Origin of the sequence: Halostella salina (assembly GCF_003675855.1) — an archaeon.
Classification (GTDB): domain Archaea; phylum Halobacteriota; class Halobacteria; order Halobacteriales; family Natronoarchaeaceae; genus Halostella; species Halostella salina.
Map to the genome: position 1 here is coordinate 333,665 of NZ_RCIH01000001.1, position 18,892 is coordinate 352,556.

The following is an 18,892-nucleotide window of genomic DNA, read 5'->3' on the forward strand; positions in this document are numbered from 1 at the left end:
TTACTCGTGGGCGGTCGCCTCACGGATCGCCGCCACGTCGGCGTCGGTCTTGAACGTCGTCCCGCCGTAGTGGGCGCGGGAGGCCGCGTAGCCCGCCTCGCGCAGTTGGTCGAGGAACGCGTCCATTCCGGCGGCGGGGCGGCTCCACTGCTTGCAGAGCCGATGCTGGTCGTAGTGGGTCGGCTCGTCGAGTTCGGCTTCGAGCGTGTCGAGGAGGTCGCGGGCTCTCCCGGCCGTGCCCATGTCGTCGCTCACCGCGTCCCGAACGGCCGCGACGAACTCGTGCTCCCGCAGCGAGCCGAGCCAGACCGGCCCGGCCGTCGTGACGCGCTCGCCGCCGCAGTGTGGGCAGTCGTCCAGCGGGTCCGCGATCAGGCCGCGCTCGGTCTCGCGGTAGAGGCAGTCCTCGCAGTGGTAGACGTGGCCGAGTTCGTCCACGGCGGCGTTGGCGTCGGTCGCACGGTGCTCCAGTTCGAGGTACGTCCGGGCGTAGTGGTTCGTCGCGTGGGACAGCAGCGGGCGGACGCCCACGTCGTAGCGCGCGGCGGTCCGGGCCAGCGCCGAGACGAGCACGCGCAGGCCCATCTCGCCGTGGTAGTCGGTGTTGCGCGGCACGGCGCTGTACTTGCGGACGCCGCTGTCGAAATGCGCGCCACAGAGCGGCGCGGTGTCGGTTGCGGTGACACAGACCAGGTTCCGCGCGTTGGCGAACGCGGCGTCGGCGTACGGGATCGGCGTCCCGAACGGGTCGATGTCGACCACGTCGAACAGCTCCTCGTGCATGAGTGCGTTCGCGTCGCGCTGCACGGCTTCGCCGTCGAGGTCGTTCGCGGCGAGGTTGCGCTCACAGAGGGCGACGGCGTCTCCGTCCACGTCACAGAGCGTCGCGTCCCACCCCTCGGCGGCGGCCCGAACGCCGCGGATGCCGCTTGCCGCCATCGCGTCGAGGTACGAGTCGGCCCGCGGCTCGCGCTCGCCGTACGCCCGCAGGACGGCGACGGTGAGGTCCCGGTTCAGCTCCTGCACCGGGTTGAAAAACACCGCGTCGTCGATGCCCTCGCTCTCCTGCTCGGGGACCTCGATCTCGACCCCGCCTTCCCGGACGTGCATACTCGCCCTCGCCGCGCCGCCGCCGTAAGCGATGCGGATCGCCGGTCGGCAGGCCCGGGCGGCGCTCGCTACGCTCGCCCGGCTGGCCGTCGCCCGCTCGAACAACTTCCCGGGTGGGACTGAAAGGGGCCGCGCGCTCGCCAGCCGAGGCGACGCAAGCACCGCAGGCCGACGGCCGAGGAGCGCAGCGAGCCGCAGGCGGCGAGCGCGCGGGGGCTTTCGGGGCGATCGTACTCACCGGCCACGCCGTCACGTTCGCGGGCGACGGCTCCTTACTTGATCCCCGACACCGAACCTGTTTTGTCGGGGGCCTCCCTACGCCGGGACAGTGATCGGACGCGACGGCGGCCCGGGGTGGCGACGGTGACCCGCGTCGAGGAGTGGCAGGCCGCGCTGGCGGAGGCCGGCGAGCTGACGCCCGACGCGGTCAGCCGCATCACCGCCGTCCACGGCGACCGCGGCGTCCGCGCCATCGAGGCCGTCTCCGAGGGTCGGGTGAAGGAGTACCGCGACTTCACCGTCGTCGTCGGCCACCGCGAGGAGTACGTCGTCGAGGACGGCGGCTGCACCTGCAAGGACAGCGAGTACAACCTCGACCCCGAGGATCCCACCGAACTCTGCTGGCACACGCTCGCGGTCGCCATCGCCGAACGCATCGGCGCGGTCGAGCACCACGACATGTGGTACTCGGAGGTCAGAGAATTCCTCTAAAGAAAGCCCTTGCGCGCCGCTGGCGCGGCGCGCTGCGCCCTTTTCATGTCCGCCGCCAGAATCGCTGCGCGATTCTCGCTAAGGCCCGCTAGTCTGCGCGAGCGCTGACGGTCGTCAGCGCACGCTTCGGGTGCCTGCCCTCCCCCGGACGCTCGCCCGCGGCGCGAAAGCGCGCCGCGCGCTCGCGCTGGCCGCGTGGCAATGTCGGGCTACGCTATCTCGACCGCAACCTCGTTCCTCCGGAGGAACGGCGGCGTCAGGGGGTCGTCGTAGCGCAGGAGGAACGGCTCCCCCTGCGGTTGCAGTTCGTGGGCCGCGAGCGTGTCGAGCAGTTCGCGCTCGTACTTCCGGACGCGCGCCGCCGAGGCCGTCCACGAGAAGGACGTGACGGCCAGCTTTCTGGTGTCCTCGACGACCAGTTCGACCGCCGGATCCGTCGGCTCCGGGGCCGTCTCCGGCGTGTACTCGCCGGGGAGGTAGAACGCCATCGTCACGCCCGTCTCCGTCTCGGTCGAGCGGACCGGCGCGGTCATGGCGACCTCGGCCCCCTCGGTGCGCACCGGCGCGGTCATCGCTACCTCGTCGCCGGCCCGGTTCTCCCCCGCGATGTAGCCGGCCAGCCGCCGGAACGCCGCCCGCTCGGTCCCGGCGGTCGTCTCGGCCAGCACCGTCCGCGGGTAGCGCCTGATCTCGACGCCGTCGACCGTCCGGACGGTCGCGTACCGGACGCGGTCGGTCGCCGCCGCGAGGTAGAGGCTCCGCCCGATCCACGCCGCTGCGAGGCCGCCCGCTGCGGCCAGCGCCCACTTCGTTGCCCTGTGCATGGACGCCCTACGTCGCGAACGTACAAAACCAGCACCGTGGGTCGCCACCGCCGAGGCTACGCGTCGGCGCAGATATCGACGAAGTTCCGCAGGATCGTCAGCCCCGTCTCGCCGCTCTTCTCCGGGTGGAACTGCGTGCCGAACACGTTGCCGGCCTCGCTGGCGACGATGCTCGGGAACGCGGTCCCGTAGTCGGTCGTCGCCACCACCGCGTCGGCGTCGTCAGGCTGGGCGTAGTAGGAGTGGACGAAGTAGGCGTACTCCCCATCGACGCCGTCGACCAGCGGATGGTCGCGCTCGACGGAAAGTTCGTTCCAGCCCATGTGGGGCACTTTGCGGTCGCCGTCGAACCGGACGTTCGTCCCGGGGACGAGGGCGAGGCCCTGCACATCGCCCTGGCCGGCGCGTTTGGCCTCCTCGCTGCTGGTCAGGAGCATCTGCATCCCGAGACAGATCCCGAAGACGGGCTGGCCGCGCTCGGCGGCGTCGACGAGCGCCTCGCGGTACGGCCCGGCGTTCTCGACGCCCTCGCGGAACGCGCCGACGCCCGGGAGCACGATGCCGTCCGCCTCGGCGAACGTGCCGGGATCGTCCGAGACCGTCACGTCCGCACCGGCGCGCTCCAGCCCTCTGGTCACGCTCCGGAGGTTCCCGAGGCCGTAGTCGACGACGACGACCGACGCCGTCGCCTGGGTCGCCGTCTGCGTCTGCTGGCTCATGGCCGAACGTTGGCGGAGGCGGGGCAAGTCGCTTTCCCTTACACGACCTCGCGGAGTTCCGTCAGGTCCGCGACCGTGTGGGTCGGCTCGCGCTCCAGCGGCTCCGGGTCGTGGTTCGGGCGGTCGACGTAGACGGAGTCGATCCCGGCGGCGTGGGCCGCCACCACGTCGGTCGCGCTGTCGCCGACGTACAGCGCGCGGTCGGCGTCGAGCGCGGCCAGCGCGTCCTCGATCAGGTCCGGTTCGGGCTTCTTCCGGGCGACGCCCGCGACCGACATCTCGCGGCCGATCGCCGGGTCGAACCGGCCGGCGAGGTCGTAGTGGTCGACGATGAACTCGATAGTCGGGTGCTGGTTGTTGCTCACGATGGCACAGTCCGCGTCGAACTCGTCGACGACGGCCACGTCGTCGTACAGCGCCTTCCCGCCGTTCTCGATGGCCTCGCGCTGAGCGCGCAGGACGTGGTGCTCGCGGCGCTCCCAGAACGCCTCGTGGTCGACGCCGTAGGTCTCGCAGATTGCGTCGAGGTCGTCCATCCGCCCCCGCATGCAGTAGTCGACGTGGTCCGGATCGGGGTCCGCGATGCCCACGTCCCGGAACGCCGCGCGGACCGCGGGCGCGATGACATCGGGCGTCGACCGCTCGACGATCACGCCGTCGTTGTCGAACAGGACCGCGTCGTAGCTGGTGGCGTCTCCCATTCGACCGCGGCTAGGGACCGGACGGCGATATATCCCGCGCTCGGACGTCGGGCCGTGTCAGAACTCCCCGAGCCGAGACTGGCCGCCCTCGCCCGCCCCCTCGCCGGCGAGGTCGGCCGCGGTCGCGATCGTCTCCTCGAACGTCCCGCGCTGGCTCCGGTCGTACAGCGTCGCTGCCGGGTGGACACAGACGAGCACGCGCCGCGGCTCGCCCGCAATCCGCACGTCCGACAGGTTGCCGGCCTCCTTGGTCACCGCCACGTCGCGTCCGAGCAGGTGCTGACTCGGCACCTTCCCGAGCGTGACGACAACCTCGGGGTCGACGGCGTCGATCTCGGATTCGAGATACCCGCGGCAGTTCGACAGTTCCTCCGTCGTCGGGTCGCGGTTCTCCGGCGGGCGACACCTGACGCAGTTGGTGATCCGGACCGCCCCGCGCTCCAGCCCAGCCTCCAGCAGCACCTCGTCCAGCACGTCGCCGCTCCGGCCGACGAACGGCTCGCCCTGCTCGTCCTCGTTGGCTCCCGGCGCTTCGCCGACGAACAGCACGTCGGCGTCCGCCGGGCCGGTCCCGTTGACGATCCGACTCCGGGACTCGCAGAGCGCAGGGCAGCGCTCGCAGTCCGTGACCGTCAGTCCGTCCATCCCGTCCATACCGTCACGTTCGCCCGCCCCCACTATGCTCTTCGGGTTCGTCCGCCGTCGGCGGTCGTCGGTGCCACGTCACCCCGGGCCGACCCCGTCGCCCGGGTCCCGCCGCCGCAGGTCGTCCCCCGCACGCGCCGCCAGCCGTGCCACGCGGAGCGGCTCGGGGCGGCCGCCCGCCGGCGTGAACGCGCGGACGACGCGGGCGGCCTCGTCGTCGTCGACGCCGACGCTCCGGACGAACACCGTATCCCCGTCCACCTCGACCTGCCGACGCGGCGGCAGCGCCTCGTACGCCGCCAGCCGGCGGTCCAGCGCGTCGCCGTCGAACGCCTCACGGAGCGACGGCTCCAGCCCGTCGCTGTCCTCGAACGTGACCGCGAGGGCGGGGCGCTCGGTCGCGGCGTGGACGCGCTCCAGGTCGACGACGTTGTACCACGCCAGCGCGACGCCGGCCACCAGCACGTAGCGTACGTCCTCGCGGTCCAGCCGCTCCCAGAGGTCGACGGTCCCGGCGGTCGCGTCGCTCCCGCCCACGGTGCACGAAGAAAACGCGAACCCGTCGACGACGCGGGACGCCCGGACGACCGCGCCGGCCAGCGTGCTCCGGTCGCCGCGGTACGATTCGGCCACGCCGAGCGCCCGCGTTCCGGGTTTCATCATAGTGTTCGCTCTCGTCACGTATCGGTGGTCGCCGGTGTCGGAGCTGGCGACTACCGGTACACAGTGAGAGCGAACACTATCAGCTCGCGTCGCTCTCCTTGATGTCCTTCAGTCGGTCGATCAGTTCGTCGCTCGACGCCCCGATCTCGAACTCGACATCGCCGTCGTGGTCGTTTGCCCCTGTCGCTACCCCGTCGTCATCGTCGATGTCGGCGTCGATGTTCTGGTTCTCTTGTTCCGATTCGTCGTAGCTCCCGAAACCCATGCTACACACGTCACTAACGACTTCGACCTAAAAAATTCCTCGCAGGCGACAACCCGGTGGTATTTTCGATGAATCGACCGGGACCGCTCGGTCCCGCACCGTTTTCCCGGTCGACCACCCACTGTGACGCATGGAGGTCGTCAACGTCACCGCGGACGCGGACACGTTCACCTGCAACGCCTACCTCGCCCTCGGCGAGCGAACGACGCTGGTCGACGCCGGGTCGATGCCGGGCGTGGTCGACCGGATCCGCGAGGCAACCGCCGGCGTGGATGCCGTCGTGCTGACCCACCAGCACGGCGACCACGTCGAGGAACTCGACGCCGTCGTCGATGCGTTCGACCCCGAGGTCGTCGCGTACGCCGACCACCCCCACCGGACGCGGGCGATCGACGACGGCGACGAGGTGGTCGTCGGCGACGAGCGGACCGAGGTGGTGTTCACGCCCGGCCACGCCGACGACCACGTCTCGCTGGTCGGCCCGGAGAGCATCTTCAGCGGCGACGTGGTCGTCCACGACGACGGCGCGTTCGACTACGGGAGCTTCGGCCGGACCGACTACCCCGGCCAGTCCCGTGAGGCACTCATCGACAGCATCGAGCGCATCCTCGACCGACTCCCGGACGGCGTCGAACACATGTACGCCGGCCACGGGGGCGTGTTCCACGGCGACGTCCGGGACGTGATCGAGACGGCGCTGTCGCGGGCGGAAAAGCGCGAGCCGAAGTACCCTGACGAGTAGCGCGGCTGGCCGGCGGCGAACGAAGCGGAAAAACGACCGAGTTACGCGCTGCGGGACTCCTTCGCCTTCGGGCGGAGGTTCCCGTAGCCGCACTTCCGGCACTTGTCGGTCCGCTTGGGGTTGCGGGCGTTACAGCGCATGCAGATCATCTTGTCGAGGATTCGCCCCTCCGCTTTGTCGAACGTAGCCATACCCGCCCGTTGCCAGCGGCCGGATAAAAGGGTTTCCGAGTGCGCTCGCTACTCCTCGGCGAGGTACTCGTCCTGAACGGCCACCACCTCGGCCGAGTCCTCGCAGTCCGCGTACCGTTCGAGGGGTTCGGCGTTCAGCTGCAAGAACGTCTCGCCCCACGTGAACTTCGAGAGGATCCGTTCGGCGTGCTCGCGTTCGCCGAGGATCGTCAGCCCGGCGGCCAGCGCCTCGACGGTCGTCAGGCGGAACGGCTTCCCGTAGTTGACGGGGTTGGCGGCGACGAGGAAGGGGAGCGCCCGGTGTTCGCCCGGCAGGTCGAACATCGCCTCGCCGGCCGTCTCCCACGAGCAGTCGAGCGCGACGAGCCGTCCGGCGTCGGCGTCGGCCGGCGACAGCGCCCGCTCCGCGTGGGGGTTCAGCACGACGCCGTACGGCGTCGCCCCCGCCGTCGGATGGAGTTCGGCCAGGTCGAAGCGGTCGAGCTTCCGGGCCGTGCATTTGTCGGGGTCGTCGTCGCCCTCGTACAGGACGTGCAGGTCCACGCGTCGGCGTAGACGGGTGGCCGGCAAAAACGCTCGGACTCCGCCGCCGGACGCCGGCGAGGCGGCGGGAGAACAGTTAAGGGAGCAGCGTCACCCGGTGCCCGTATGATCGAGGTCGGAGACGACGCCCCATCGTTCCGGCTGCCGGGTACAGTCGACGGCGAGTTCGCCGAGTTCGCGCTGGACGACTACGTCGGCGAGTCGATCGTCGTCCTGGTGTTTTACCCCGCGGACTTCAGCCCGACCTGTACCGACGAGCTGTGTAGCCTCCGGGACTTCGACGTGGTCGCCCTCCGGAACGAGGTGACGATCCTCGGCATCTCGGGCGACAGCGCGTACAGCCACCGGGCGTTCGCCGAGGAGTACGGCCTCGGGTTCCCGCTGTTGTCCGACTCCCTCGGCGACGTCGCGGCGAAGTACGGCGTCCGCCACGACGAGTTCCGCGGCCACGCGCACCGCCCACAGCGGTCGGTGTTCGTCGTCGACGTGTCCGGGACCGTCCAGTACATCTGGGTCGCGGACGCGACGGTGGAGCTACCGGATCTGGACGCCGTCCGCGACGCGATCGAGTCGGTGCAGGACGACGGCGTTGCGATCGAACGCTACCGGACCGCGGGGAATCACTATCGGTACGGCCGTTCGGAGTTCGACGCGGCCCGGGAGCGCTACGAGGCGGCCGGGAGCGACGACGCGGGCGACTGGGCCGCCGCGGCCGACGGGTTCGAGGAGGCGGAGGGGTACTTCGACTCGGCGGTGGGTTCCTTCGCCGCCGCAGAGCGGTTCGGGTCCGGTCCGATCGCGGACAGCGCGGCGACGGCTGGCGATGTCGCTGACGCGTATCGGCGGGCAGCGAAGTGGTTCTCGGAGTCGGCGGACTACTACGCCGACGGCCGCCCCGACCTGGGCGACGAGTACCGCGAGGACGCGGCCGACGCGCTGGCGTCGGTCGAGGACGAGTCGGTCCCGGACCTGTACGCGCTCGGTCAGTGACCGACCCGCGGTCGGCTGACCGACGGTATCACCGCCGGAGTACGCCGACCGCGACACCGACCGACGGCAGGGACACCAGCAGGAGCGCGAGGATCCCGCCGAACCAGACCGAGACGACGTTGAGCCCGAGCAGCGTGATCAGGATGACCGCCTTCTGGTTGATGGAGAGCATGCGCGCCGGTTCGGCCATGGGCGGCAAACCGTCTTCGGTCCCGGGCGACCGACGGGTTTTCCAGCCCCCCGGCCGCAGTGGGGAGCATGGCCGACGCCGAGGCGACGGTCCGGGCGTACTACGCCGCGCTCGACGAGGGGGCGTACGGCGACCTCGAGTCGCTGCTCGCGCCCGACTTCGTCCAGCACCGACCGGACCGGACGTTCGAGGGCCGCGAGGCGTTCGTCGCGTTCATGCGCGACGACCGGCCGATGACCGACACGACACACGAGCTGCTGACCGTGTTCGTCGCCGGCGACGCCGTCGCGGTTCGCGGCCGCCTGCTCGACGCCGACGGCGAACCGCTGTTCCCCTTCGTCGACGTCCACGAACTGGACGGTGACGGCCGGATCGAGCGCCTGGAGACGTTCACGCGGTGAGCGCCCCTACTCCCGCTCGCCCGCACCAAGGGCGCTCTCGCCGACGGGGTCCTCACCCTCGATGACCTCCTGGCCGCCCATGTACGGGCGGAGCGCCTCCGGCACCGTGACGGTGCCGTCCTCGTTCTGGTAGTACTCCATGACGGCGACCATCACGCGCGGAACGGCCAGCCCCGACCCGTTCAGCGTGTGGAGGTACTCGGCGCTCTCGTGGCGCTCCGGCCGGTAGCGCAGGCCGGCGCGGCGCGCCTGGAAGTCCTCGAAGTTCGAGACGCTGGAGACCTCTAGCCAGCGCCCGCCTTCCTCGGGGCCGTCGTCCATGTCGTCGCCCGGTGCCCACACCTCGATGTCGTACTTTTTGGCCTGGGTAAAGCCCATGTCGCCGGTGCACATGTCCAGCACGCGGTAGGGGAGGCCCAGACGGTCCAGCACTTCCTCGGCCTCGCCGAGCAGGCCCTCCAGCCGGTCGTAGCTCTCGTCGGGGCGGACGAAGTTGACGAGTTCGACCTTGTGGAACTGGTGGACGCGGACGTACCCCCGGGTCTCGGTGCCGTGCTCGCCGGCCTCGCGCCGGAAGTTCGGCGAGAACGCCTGGTGTTTGACGGGGAGGTCGTCGTCCAGCAGGATCTCGTCGCGGTACATGTTCGTCACCGGTACCTCGGCGGTCGGCAGGAGCCAGAGGTCGTCGTCGTCGTACTCGTCGTCCTGCCGCGCGCCGACGCGGTAGGCGTCGTCGGCGAACTTCGGGAGCTGTCCCGTCCCCCGCATCGACTCGCTGTTGACGGGGATCGGCGGGAGCACGTCGTCGTACCCCTGCTCGCGGTGCACGTCGAGCATGAACTGGACCAGCGCGTGCTCCAGCCGCGCGCCGGCCCCCTTGACGAACTGGAAGCCGCCGCCGGTCACCTTCGCGCCGCGCTCGAAGTCGAGCACGTCCAGTTCCTCGCCGAGGTCGTAGTGGGGGACGACCTCGTCGGGCAGGTCCCGCAGGTCGTCGAACCCCTCGCGGTAGCGCTCGACGTTGTCGCTCTCGTCGTCGCCGACCGGGACGCTCTCGTGGGGGACGTTCGGCAGTGCGAGCATGCGCTCGTCGAGTTCTGCGGCGAGTTCGTCGGCGCGCTCCTCGACCGACTCCAGTTCGGCCTTGAGTTCGCTGGAGCGCTCGATTGCCTCCTGAGCCGCCTCCTCCTTGCCCTCCTGTTTCAGCTCCCCGATGCGGCTCGACACCTCGTTGCGCTCGTGGCGCAGGTCGTCGCCGCGGGCCTTCAGCTCGCGCCACTCCTCGTCCAGCGCGAGCACCTCGTCGACATCGACGCCGTCGACCCCCTTGCGGTCGACGGCCTGCCGGACCTCGTCGGGGTGCTCGCGTAGATACGTCCGGTCGAGCATTGTTGTCCGTGGGTTCTCGACGCCGTGGCAAAACCGTGTCGGAACTGTGGGACGCCGTCACGGTGGCGGGGCGTCGGTCGCGGCCGCCGGGGTCCGACCGGCCACCCCACGCTTATGCGCCGGCGGTCCCCAGTAGGGACGTATGTCCGACCGTTTCCACGCGTCCCGCCGCGGGGTGCTGACGGCGACCGCCGCGGCGCTTGCGGTCCCCGCTGTCGTCGGGGCGCGCTCGGCGACCGAGGCCGACACACAGACCGAGACGTTTCGGCTGGCGAGCGACCTCGACGGCTGGCGGGGCGTCGCCCCCGCCGCGATCGAGGGCGAGATGAACCCGACGCTGTCGCTGACGCCGGGCGAGGAGTACGAGATCGTCTGGGAGAACGCCGACGGCGTCTCACACAACCTGTACGTCGAGGACGGGAGCGGCGACGCGGTCGCCAGCACCGAGACGGTCGGCGAGGAGGGCGCGACCCGCTCGGTGACGTTCACCGCGACCGAGGCCGTCGCGACGTACCGCTGTCGCATCCACGGGTCGATGACGGGCGACGTGCAGGTCGGGTCGGAGACGACGACCACAACGACCGAAGACGGCGGGACCGACACGACCCAGGCGTCGGACACGACCGGCGTCGACGGCGGAACGACCACGACCGACACGGCCGAAACGACGGCCGACGGAGGCGACGACGGCACGGACGCCACGGACGGCGACGGCGGAGCGGGTGACGACGGCAGCGACGGATCCGGGGACGGCGACGACAGGGAGGACGGCGGCGACGGCTCCAGCGACTCCGGCGGACAGCCCGGGTTCGGCGTCGCCGCGGCGGTCGCGGGGCTGGCCGGCGCGCTCGGCCTGCGGCGTCGGCGACGCTGACCGGGTCGGGACGGTGTCACGTGCCGCGGCACGAGGTTTTTTGCCGCCCGGGGGCGGCGGTTTTCCCATGGACGCGGGAGACGTTCGGCGGGTGACGACGGGCGACTGCACTGACCTGTACTACGTCGACACCGGGATGTACGGCACCGCGGAGTACGGCTCGGTGTACGTGGTCGACGACGAGCGGCCGGCCATCGTGGACACGGGGATCGGGACGAACTACGAGCGTATCCTCGACGCGCTGGCGGAGGCCGGGATCGACCCCGAGGAACTGGCCGTCATCGCGGTGACGCACGTCCACCTCGACCACGCGGGCGGCGCGGGCTTTCTCGCCGACGCGTGCCCGAACGCCGAGGTGTACGTCCACGAGCGCGGCGCGCGCCACCTCGCGGACCCCTCGCGGCTCTGGGAAGGGACCAAACAGGCCGTCGGCGACCAGATCGAGTTCTACACCGAACCGGAGCCGGTGCCCGAGGACCGGATCACCGAACTCACTGACGGCGACGCGATCGATCTGGGCGAGCACGAACTGATCGCCCAGCACGCACCGGGACATGCCCCCCACCAGGTCGTGTTCGAGGACCCCGCCAACGACGCCGTCTTCACCGCGGACGCCGCCGGGATCTGGGTACCGTCCATCGACGAGATCAAGGAGACGACGCCGCCGCCGCAGTTCGACCTGGAGGCGGCGCTGGCCGACGCCGAGATGCTGGTGGCGATGGAGCCGGAGACGCTGCTCTTCGCCCACTTCGGCCCCACCGAGGCCGACGGCGTGCTCGCCGAGTACACCGACGTGCTCACCGACTGGGTCGGAGCCGTCGAGCGAAAGCGCGCGGAACTCCCCAATGACGAGGCGGTGATCGACCACTTCGTCGAGCGCACATCGATGGACCGCGTGTGGGGCGAGCGGAAGGCAAGCGGCGAGACGGCGATGAACGTCCGCGGCGTCCTGGCGTATCTGGACCGCCGGGACGACGAGTAGGTCGCGGGCGCATCCGTCGTTGCGAGTAAACGGCCGTTCACTCCCCCGCGGTTCCATCATGATTTATCCCCCGCGGCCCCGCTTTCGGTTCGTATGAGTTGGCGGGACGCGGAACGCGAGTACACCGACGAGGTCATCGGGGAGACGCCGCTGCCGCGCATGTTCGAGGACGCCGCGGCGAGACACCGGCAGCGGCCGGCCCAGCAGTACAAGGGGGGCATCCACGACCGCTCGCTCACCGGGACCGTCCTCGCGGCGGCCCCCGACGGGGAGTTCCGGAGCCTGTCGTACGACGACGTGCGCTCCATCGTGCGGAACCTCGCGGCGGGCTTTCGCGACCTCGGGATCGGCACGGACGACCGCGTCGCAATCTACGCCCAGACCCGCATGGAGTGGGCGCAGTGTGACTTCGCCCTGCTCGCGGCGGGCGCGGTCGTGACGACGGTGTACAAGGGGTCATCGCGGTCGCAGGTCCGGTACCTGCTCGACGACCCGGACGCCGACGCCGTCGTCGTGGAGGGGCGCGAGCAGCTCGACTCCGTGCTGGCCGTGGCGGACGACCTGGACCTCTCGGCCATCGTGACGATGGACGCCGTCGACAGCGACCGCGACGACGTGTACACGCTGGCCGAGGTCCACGAGCGCGGCGCGACGGCGTACGACCCCAACGAGTACGAGTCGTGGGTCGACGCCCGCGACCCCGACGACCTGGCGAGCCTCATCTACACCTCCGGCACCACCGGCCAGCCGAAGGGCGTCAAGCTCACCCACCGGAACTTCCGGTCGAACGTCAACGGGATCCGCAAGCGGTACGCTGACCGCCCGGACCGGGACGGCGGCCCGACGATAGACCAGGACACCAAGACGGTCTCGTTCCTGCCGCTTGCCCACGTGTTCGAGCGGACGGCCGGCCACTTCGTCATGTTCGCCAGCGGGGCCTGCGTCGCCTACGCGGAAAGCCCGGACACGCTCCGCGACGACTTCCAGGCCGTCGAGCCGACCTCGGCGACGAGCGTACCGCGGGTGTACGAGAAGATCTACGACGCGATCCGCGAGCAGGCCAGCGAGTCCGACATGAAGGAGCGGATCTTCGAGTGGGCGACCGACGTGGGCCGGGCGTATCACGAGGCCGACAGTCCGGGCGTCGCGCTCCGGGGGAAGAAGGCCGTCGCGGACCGCCTCGTCTTCGACCAGGTGAAAGACGCGCTCGGCGGGAACGTCGAGTTCCTGATCAGCGGCGGCGGGAGCCTCTCGCCGGACCTCTGTGCGCTGTACCACGGGATGGGCCTGCCGATCTACGAGGGGTACGGCCTCACCGAGACCGCGCCGGTCGTCGCGGTCAACCCGCCGGACCACCCGCAGGTCGGCACCATCGGCCCGCCGCTCCCCGACGTTGACACGCGGATCGACGACTCGGTCGTTCCCGAGGAGCAGTTCGCCGACGCCGAGGGCGAGGTGGGCGAACTGCTGGTACGGGGGCCGAACGTGACCGAGGGGTACTGGAACAAGCCCGAGGAGACCGACGCCGCCTTCACCGCGGCCGAGGACGGCGAGGGCCGCTGGTTCCGAACCGGCGACATCATCCAGCGACGCCCGGACGACTACCTCACGTTCAAGGAGCGCGCGAAGCAGTTGCTCGTCCTCTCGACGGGGAAAAACGTCGCGCCCGCCCCCATCGAGGACGCCTTCGCCGCCAGCGAAGTCGTCGAGCAGTGCATGGTGATGGGCGACGGCGAGAAGTTCGTCAGCGCCCTGCTGGTGCCGAACGTCGACACGGTTCGGGCGTGGGCCGACGAGGAGGGGATCGACCTGCCCGACGACCGCGCGGCGATCTGTCGCGACGACCGCGTCCACGAGTTCGTGCAGGAAGAGGTCGACCGGATCAACGAGCAGTTCGAGTCCCACGAGCGGATCAAGCAGTTCCGCCTCGTCCCCGAGGAGTTCACCGAGGACAACGACCTGCTGACGCCGACGATGAAGAAGAAGCGCCGGAACATCCTCGACCGCTTCGCCGACGAGATAGAGTCGATATACGAGGAGTAGCGCCCGCCCGGTCCCGTCCGCGTTCCTGTCAAGAAACAGTAAAACGATTTATAATGTAGTAGGTTGACTGATACGTCAATCATGGCCTGGCAGGAGGCGGAACGCGAGTACACGGACGAGGTGATCGGGGAGACACCGCTCCCGCGGGCGTTCGAGGACGCAGTCGAGCGACACGGGGCCAAACCAGCCCAGCAGTACAAGGGGGGGATCTACGACCGGGCGCTCGTCGGGACGGCGGTCGACGCGGCGCCGGACGGCGAGTACGCGACGATCACCTACGACGAGATGCGGGGGATCGTCGCCCGACTGGCGGCTGGCTTCCGTGCGCTCGGCGTCGACGGGGGCGACCGCGTCGGGATGTTCGCCGCGACCCGGATGGAGTGGGCGCAGTGTGACCTCGCGCTGCTCTCGGCCGGCGCGGCCGTGACGACGGTGTACAAGAGTTCCTCGCCCGACCAGGTGCGGTACCTGCTGGACGACCCCGGCGCGTCGGGCGTCGTCGTCGAGAACGAGGAACTGCTGGAGCGGGTGCTGTCGGTCAGCGACGCGCTCGACCTGCGCTTTGCCATCGTGATGGACGACGTCGGCGAGGAGTACGCCGACGAGGACGGGGTGTACACGCTGGACGAGGTGTACGAGCAGGGCGCGGAGCGGTTCGACGAGGACGACTACGCCTCGTGGATCGACGACCTGGAACCGGACGACCTGGCGAGTCTCGTGTACACGAGCGGGACCACCGGCCAGCCGAAGGGCGTCCAGCTCACCCACCGGAACCTCCGGGCGAACGTCAACCAGCTGCGCAAGCGCTACGGCCCGCGTCCCGACAAGCCGAACAGTATGGCCGTCATGGACGCCGGCACCACGACGGTGTCGTATCTCCCGCTCGCCCACATCTTCGAGCGGACGACCGGCCACTTCTACCCCTTCTCCAGCGGGGGCTGTGTGGCCTACGCCGAGAGCCCGGACACGCTCAAGGAGGACTTCAAAACCGTCGAGCCCGACGGCGCGACGAGCGTGCCGCGGGTGTACGAAAAGATCTACGACGCGATCCGCGAGCAGGCCAGCGAGTCCGACTTCAAGCAGCGGATCTTCGAGTGGGCGACCGACGTGAGCCGGGCGTACTACCGGGCTGACAGGCCCGGCTACGGCCTCCGCGCGAAGCTGTGGCTCGCCGACAAGCTCGTGTTCAGCGACGTGAAGGCGGCGCTTGGGGGCAACATCGAGTGGCTCTCCAGCGGCGGCGGCACGCTCTCCGAGGAGCTCTGTACCCTGTACCACGGGATGGGCCTGCCGATCTACGAGGGGTACGGCCTCACCGAGGCCGCGCCGGTCGTCTCAACGAACCCCATCGAGGAGCCGAAACTCGGCACCATCGGCCCGCCGTTGCCCGGCGTCGAGGTGAAGATAGACAAGACCGTCGTCCCGGAGTCGGAGTTCACCGACGCGCTCGGCGACGTGGGCGAACTGCTGGTGCGCGGCCCGAACGTCACCGAGGGGTACTGGAACAAGCCCGAGGAGACCGCCGCGGCGTTCGTCGACGCCGAGGACGGCGGCGACCCCTGGTTCCGCACCGGCGACATCGTCCAGCAGCGACCCGACGACTACCTCGTTTTCCGGGAGCGCGCGAAACAGATCGTCGTCCTCTCGACGGGGAAAAACGTCGCGCCGACGCCGATCGAGGACGCCTTCGCCGCCAGCGACGTGATCGAACAGGTGATGGTCACCGGCGACGGCGAGAAGTTCATCGGGGCGCTGGTCGTGCCGAACTTCGAGGCGCTCCGGGCGGCGGCGGAGGCCGAGGGCGTCGACGTGCCGGAGACGCCCGCGGCGATGTGCGAGCACGACGGCGTTCGCGAGGTGATCGAGGCGGAGGTCGAGGCGGTCAACGAGCGGTTCGAACCCCACGAGCGGATCAAGCAGTTCCGCCTCGTCCCCGAGGAGTTCACCGAGGACAACGACCTGCTCACGCCGTCGATGAAGAAAAAGCGCGGCCACATCCGCGAGCGGTACCAGCACCTCGTCGACGACATCTACGGGGCCGACGGGGCGGCCGACGAGCGCACGCCCGAGGCGGCCGACTGACGGAAACGACCGCCTGAATGGGTGGTCTTTTCCCGCGGACGGTCATTGTCACAGTCGATGGACTGGTCGAGCCGACAAGCGACGGCAAGGGTCGCCGCTTCCATGTCGCTGCTGCGGGGTGACCGCCGGTGACCGCGATCCTCGCGGCCGGTCCCGAGGGCGGGTCGAACCTGCTCGCCGTCGTCGCGCTGATCATTGGTCTGGGCGTCGTCTCGCAGATGCTCGCCGCCCGGTACCGCGTCCCGAGCGTCATCTTTCTGATCACGGCCGGTATCGTCGCCGGCCCGGAGGTGCTCGACCTGTTCGACCCCGACGCCTTCGGCGGGGCCGTCTCGGCCATCGTCGGCGTCAGCGTCGCCATCATCGTGTTCGAGGGGGCGTTCAACCTCCGGATCGACAAGCTCCGGGAGGCCCCCTCGGCGGCGGTCCGCCTCGTGACCGTCGGCGCGCTGATCGCCTTCGTCGGCACGACGGTCACGGTCCGCTTTGCCCTCGGTGCCGACTGGAGTGTCGCCATGGTCGTCGGGTCGCTGCTGGTGGCGACCGGCCCGACCGTCGTCACGCCGATACTGGAGGTCGTCGCCGTCCGGGACCGCGTCGCCGCGGCGCTGGAGACGGAGGGGATCGTCAACGACGTGACCGCGGCCATCTTCGCGGTCGTCGCCTTCGAGGCGCTCGCGCTGTCGGACGCGACGCCGGTCGACTACGTCTACCTGTTCGTCGAACGGCTCGGCGTCGGGCTGCTCGTCGGCCTGGTCGTCGCGGGCGTGCTCTGGTACGTCCTCACTCACGTGGACCTCTCGCGGGGGAACGCCCCACAGACCGCCCGACTGCTCGTGCTCGCCGGTGCCATCGTCGCCTTCGGCGTCGCGTCGACGATCCGGAGCGAGGCGGGCGTCGCCGCCGTCGCCGCCTCGGGGGTCCTCCTCGGGAACCTCGACATCCCCTACGAGACCGACATCGAGGAGTTCAAGGGCGACCTGACGCTCATCGTCCTCTCCTTCGTCTTCATCGTGCTCGCGGCGCTGCTGGAGTTCGACAAGCTCCTCGCGCTCGGTGCGGGCGGGATAGTTGTCGTGCTGGTCGTCACGCTGGTGTTGCGGCCGCTGCTCGTCTTTCTCTCGACGACCGGCGACCGCTTCACCAGAAACGAGAAGCTGTTCGTCAGCTTCGTCGGGCCGCGCGGCATCATCCCGGCGTCGGTCGCCACCCTGTTCGCGCTCGAACTGAGCAACCCCGAATCCGTGCCGTACAACCCGGCCGGCGCGGACATCCTCGTGGGGACCGTCTTCCTCGTCATCCTCGTCACCGTCGTGTTTCAGGCCGGGCTCGCGAGGCAGATAGCCGAATACTTCGAAGTGATACCAATGCGTGTACTCATCGTCGGAGGCGGGAAGGTGGGCCGGTCGCTCGCCGAACGCCTCGAAGACCGCGGAGAGGACGTCGTCCTCATCGAGCAGGACGCGGACATCGTCGAACGCTCCCGAAACGAGGGTTACACCGTCCACCACGGCGACGGGACCGACACGGAGGTGTTGCGCTCGGCCGGGGCGGAGAACGCCAAGATAGTCGCCGCGGCCACGGGCGACGACGACGCGAACCTGCTGGTTGCACAGCTCGCAAGCTCGAAGTTCGACGTCGACACCGTGCTGGCCCGGGCGAACAACCCGGACAACGTCGACGCGTTCGAGGACCTGGGCGTCCGGACCATCTCGGCGTCGATGGCGACGGCGTGGGCGATGGACAACGTCATCGAGCGCCCCGCCCTGTCGAACTGGATGACCGAACTCGGCCGGACCGGCGACGTACAGGAGATCGAGGTGACCGCCGAGGACCTGGTCGGCAAGACGATCGCACAGCTCGACGACGAACTCCCCAAGGGCGTCCTCATCGCGCTCGTCGGCCGGGAGGACGACCACCACGTCCCCGACGGCGACTTCACGCTCCGGCAGGGCGACCACATCACGTTCCTCGGTCGGACCGAGGCGGTCCACGAGGCGCTGGAGCGCTGTCACCCCCACGACTGAGAGAACGGCTATGAGAGCGCCCCGACCATCGACTCCGTCAGTCCGCGGTCGCCGGCTCCTCGGTCACTTCGAGGAACGCGTCCTCCAGGCTCCGGCGCTCGCCGGACTCGGCCTGTCGCTTTAGCTCGTCGGGCGCGCCCTCGGCAACGAGCCGCCCGTCGTGGAGGACGCCGACGCGGTCGGCGAGTTCGTCGACCACGGGGAGGATATGCGTCGAGAGGAAGACGGTCATCTCGCGGTCCGCGAGGTCGGCGATCGTCTCCCGCATCGTCCGGGCGGCCCGGGGGTCCAGCCCGCTGGTCGGCTCGTCGAGAAAGGCGACGGCCGGCCGGTGGAGAACCGCCTGAATGACGCCCGTCTTCTGGCGCATCCCCTTCGAGTACGCGCCGATCCGCTTGTCCGCATCGTCGGCGAGGTCGAACCGCGAGAGCAGGCTCTCGATGCGCTCGCTCGCCTCGTCCTCCGGGATGTCCCGGAGCCCGGCGACGTACTCAAGCTGCTCGCGACCGGTCAGCTCGTCGTACAGCGGGGGCTCCTCGGGGAGATAGCCGATGTGGGGCGTGACGCGGTCGCGCGTTCGCACGTCGTGGCCGGCGACCTCGGCCGTTCCGGAGGTGGGGCGGACCAGCGTCGCCAGCATGCGCATCGTCGTCGTCTTCCCCGCGCCGTTCGGGCCGAGGAAGCCGTACACGGTGCCGGCGGGGATCGACAGCGAGACGTCGTCGACCGCGAGCGTGTCGTCGTAGCGCTTCGTGAGGGCGTCGGTTCGGATCGCGGGGCCGTCGCTCATGGGTGACGGT

At 70.0% G+C, this 18,892-nt stretch carries 21 protein-coding genes; 9 read left to right on the top strand and 12 right to left on the bottom strand.

The genetic code is table 11. The annotated features are described in order from the left end of the window. Complete coding sequence (locus tag D8896_RS01765) at nucleotides 1–1,110, bottom strand: tRNA (guanine(26)-N(2))-dimethyltransferase (RefSeq protein WP_121820350.1); 1,110 nt, start codon at nucleotides 1,108–1,110, stop codon at nucleotides 1–3. A gap of 354 nt (nucleotides 1,111–1,464) precedes the next feature. On the opposite strand from D8896_RS01765, the gene D8896_RS01770 reads away from it, so the two are divergent. Next, nucleotides 1,465–1,821, top strand: coding sequence for a hypothetical protein (locus D8896_RS01770; protein WP_121820351.1), 357 nt, complete (start codon nucleotides 1,465–1,467; stop codon nucleotides 1,819–1,821). Nucleotides 1,822–2,030: 209 nt separating this feature from the next. Here D8896_RS01770 and D8896_RS01775 read toward each other — a convergent pair whose 3' ends face one another. The 6 genes from D8896_RS01775 to D8896_RS01800 form a co-directional block, all read right to left on the bottom strand. Continuing rightward, nucleotides 2,031–2,645 carry an SOUL family heme-binding protein gene (locus tag D8896_RS01775; protein WP_121820352.1) on the bottom strand — a complete coding sequence of 205 codons (615 nt, stop codon included), beginning with the start codon at nucleotides 2,643–2,645 and terminating at the stop codon, nucleotides 2,031–2,033. Nucleotides 2,646–2,701: 56 nt separating this feature from the next. Further along, entirely contained in the window at nucleotides 2,702–3,364 is a 663-nt protein-coding gene (hisH, locus tag D8896_RS01780) for an imidazole glycerol phosphate synthase subunit HisH (RefSeq protein WP_121820353.1), read from the bottom strand. 38 nt (nucleotides 3,365–3,402) lie between these two features. Beyond that, nucleotides 3,403–4,065 (bottom strand): HAD family hydrolase, encoded by a 663-nt coding sequence (locus tag D8896_RS01785; protein WP_121820354.1) that lies wholly within the window; start codon nucleotides 4,063–4,065, stop codon nucleotides 3,403–3,405. 57 nt (nucleotides 4,066–4,122) lie between these two features. Then, the gene (locus tag D8896_RS01790; RefSeq protein ID WP_121820355.1) at nucleotides 4,123–4,719 is read right to left on the bottom strand and encodes a uracil-DNA glycosylase; all 597 of its coding nucleotides are present in this window, start codon (nucleotides 4,717–4,719) and stop codon (nucleotides 4,123–4,125) included. A gap of 69 nt (nucleotides 4,720–4,788) precedes the next feature. Next, entirely contained in the window at nucleotides 4,789–5,370 is a 582-nt protein-coding gene (locus tag D8896_RS01795; RefSeq protein WP_121820683.1) for an endonuclease dU, read from the bottom strand. A gap of 82 nt (nucleotides 5,371–5,452) precedes the next feature. Beyond that, complete coding sequence (locus D8896_RS01800) at nucleotides 5,453–5,638, bottom strand: DUF5786 family protein (protein ID WP_121820356.1); 186 nt, start codon at nucleotides 5,636–5,638, stop codon at nucleotides 5,453–5,455. A 130-nt stretch (nucleotides 5,639–5,768) separates the two neighbouring features. Here D8896_RS01800 and D8896_RS01805 point away from each other — a divergent pair, with 130 nt between their 5' ends. Then, nucleotides 5,769–6,380 (top strand): MBL fold metallo-hydrolase, encoded by a 612-nt coding sequence (locus D8896_RS01805; RefSeq protein ID WP_121820357.1) that lies wholly within the window; start codon nucleotides 5,769–5,771, stop codon nucleotides 6,378–6,380. A gap of 41 nt (nucleotides 6,381–6,421) precedes the next feature. Here the strand turns inward: D8896_RS01805 and D8896_RS01810 are convergent, their stop codons facing one another. Together D8896_RS01810 and D8896_RS01815 are read right to left on the bottom strand one after the other, a co-directional pair. Further along, nucleotides 6,422–6,571 (bottom strand): 50S ribosomal protein L40e, encoded by a 150-nt coding sequence (locus tag D8896_RS01810; RefSeq protein WP_121820358.1) that lies wholly within the window; start codon nucleotides 6,569–6,571, stop codon nucleotides 6,422–6,424. Nucleotides 6,572–6,619: 48 nt separating this feature from the next. After that, a complete protein-coding gene (locus D8896_RS01815; protein ID WP_121820359.1) occupies nucleotides 6,620–7,114 on the bottom strand; it encodes a DUF367 family protein in 495 nt (164 codons plus the stop codon). Between the two features lie 105 nt (nucleotides 7,115–7,219). On the opposite strand from D8896_RS01815, the gene D8896_RS01820 reads away from it, so the two are divergent. After that, nucleotides 7,220–8,104, top strand: a complete 885-nt coding sequence (locus tag D8896_RS01820) for a redoxin domain-containing protein (RefSeq protein ID WP_121820360.1) — start codon at nucleotides 7,220–7,222, stop codon at nucleotides 8,102–8,104. Between the two features lie 28 nt (nucleotides 8,105–8,132). On the opposite strand, the gene D8896_RS19095 is transcribed toward D8896_RS01820, so the two are convergent. Further along, nucleotides 8,133–8,276: a hypothetical protein gene (locus D8896_RS19095; RefSeq protein WP_162991391.1), complete on the bottom strand. Its 144-nt coding sequence runs from the start codon at nucleotides 8,274–8,276 to the stop codon at nucleotides 8,133–8,135. A gap of 86 nt (nucleotides 8,277–8,362) precedes the next feature. On the opposite strand from D8896_RS19095, the gene D8896_RS01825 reads away from it, so the two are divergent. Further along, entirely contained in the window at nucleotides 8,363–8,695 is a 333-nt protein-coding gene (locus D8896_RS01825) for a nuclear transport factor 2 family protein (RefSeq protein WP_121820361.1), read from the top strand. Between the two features lie 6 nt (nucleotides 8,696–8,701). Here the strand turns inward: D8896_RS01825 and serS are convergent, their stop codons facing one another. Then, the gene (gene serS / locus D8896_RS01830; protein WP_121820362.1) at nucleotides 8,702–10,084 is read right to left on the bottom strand and encodes a serine--tRNA ligase; all 1,383 of its coding nucleotides are present in this window, start codon (nucleotides 10,082–10,084) and stop codon (nucleotides 8,702–8,704) included. Between the two features lie 142 nt (nucleotides 10,085–10,226). Here serS and D8896_RS01835 point away from each other — a divergent pair, with 142 nt between their 5' ends. From D8896_RS01835 to D8896_RS01855, 5 genes are all read left to right on the top strand, one after another. After that, the gene (locus tag D8896_RS01835; protein ID WP_121820363.1) at nucleotides 10,227–10,958 is read left to right on the top strand and encodes a cupredoxin domain-containing protein; all 732 of its coding nucleotides are present in this window, start codon (nucleotides 10,227–10,229) and stop codon (nucleotides 10,956–10,958) included. A gap of 67 nt (nucleotides 10,959–11,025) precedes the next feature. Beyond that, a complete protein-coding gene (locus tag D8896_RS01840; protein WP_121820364.1) occupies nucleotides 11,026–11,940 on the top strand; it encodes an MBL fold metallo-hydrolase in 915 nt (304 codons plus the stop codon). A gap of 93 nt (nucleotides 11,941–12,033) precedes the next feature. Then, nucleotides 12,034–13,983 carry an AMP-dependent synthetase/ligase gene (locus D8896_RS01845; protein ID WP_121820365.1) on the top strand — a complete coding sequence of 650 codons (1,950 nt, stop codon included), beginning with the start codon at nucleotides 12,034–12,036 and terminating at the stop codon, nucleotides 13,981–13,983. Between the two features lie 81 nt (nucleotides 13,984–14,064). Then, entirely contained in the window at nucleotides 14,065–16,065 is a 2,001-nt protein-coding gene (locus D8896_RS01850) for an AMP-dependent synthetase/ligase (RefSeq protein ID WP_121820366.1), read from the top strand. A 128-nt stretch (nucleotides 16,066–16,193) separates the two neighbouring features. Further along, nucleotides 16,194–18,092, top strand: coding sequence for a cation:proton antiporter domain-containing protein (locus tag D8896_RS01855; protein WP_259372637.1), 1,899 nt, complete (start codon nucleotides 16,194–16,196; stop codon nucleotides 18,090–18,092). Nucleotides 18,093–18,129: 37 nt separating this feature from the next. Here the strand turns inward: D8896_RS01855 and D8896_RS01860 are convergent, their stop codons facing one another. Next, the gene (locus D8896_RS01860; RefSeq protein ID WP_121820367.1) at nucleotides 18,130–18,882 is read right to left on the bottom strand and encodes an ABC transporter ATP-binding protein; all 753 of its coding nucleotides are present in this window, start codon (nucleotides 18,880–18,882) and stop codon (nucleotides 18,130–18,132) included. Nucleotides 18,883–18,892 lie beyond the last annotated feature (10 nt).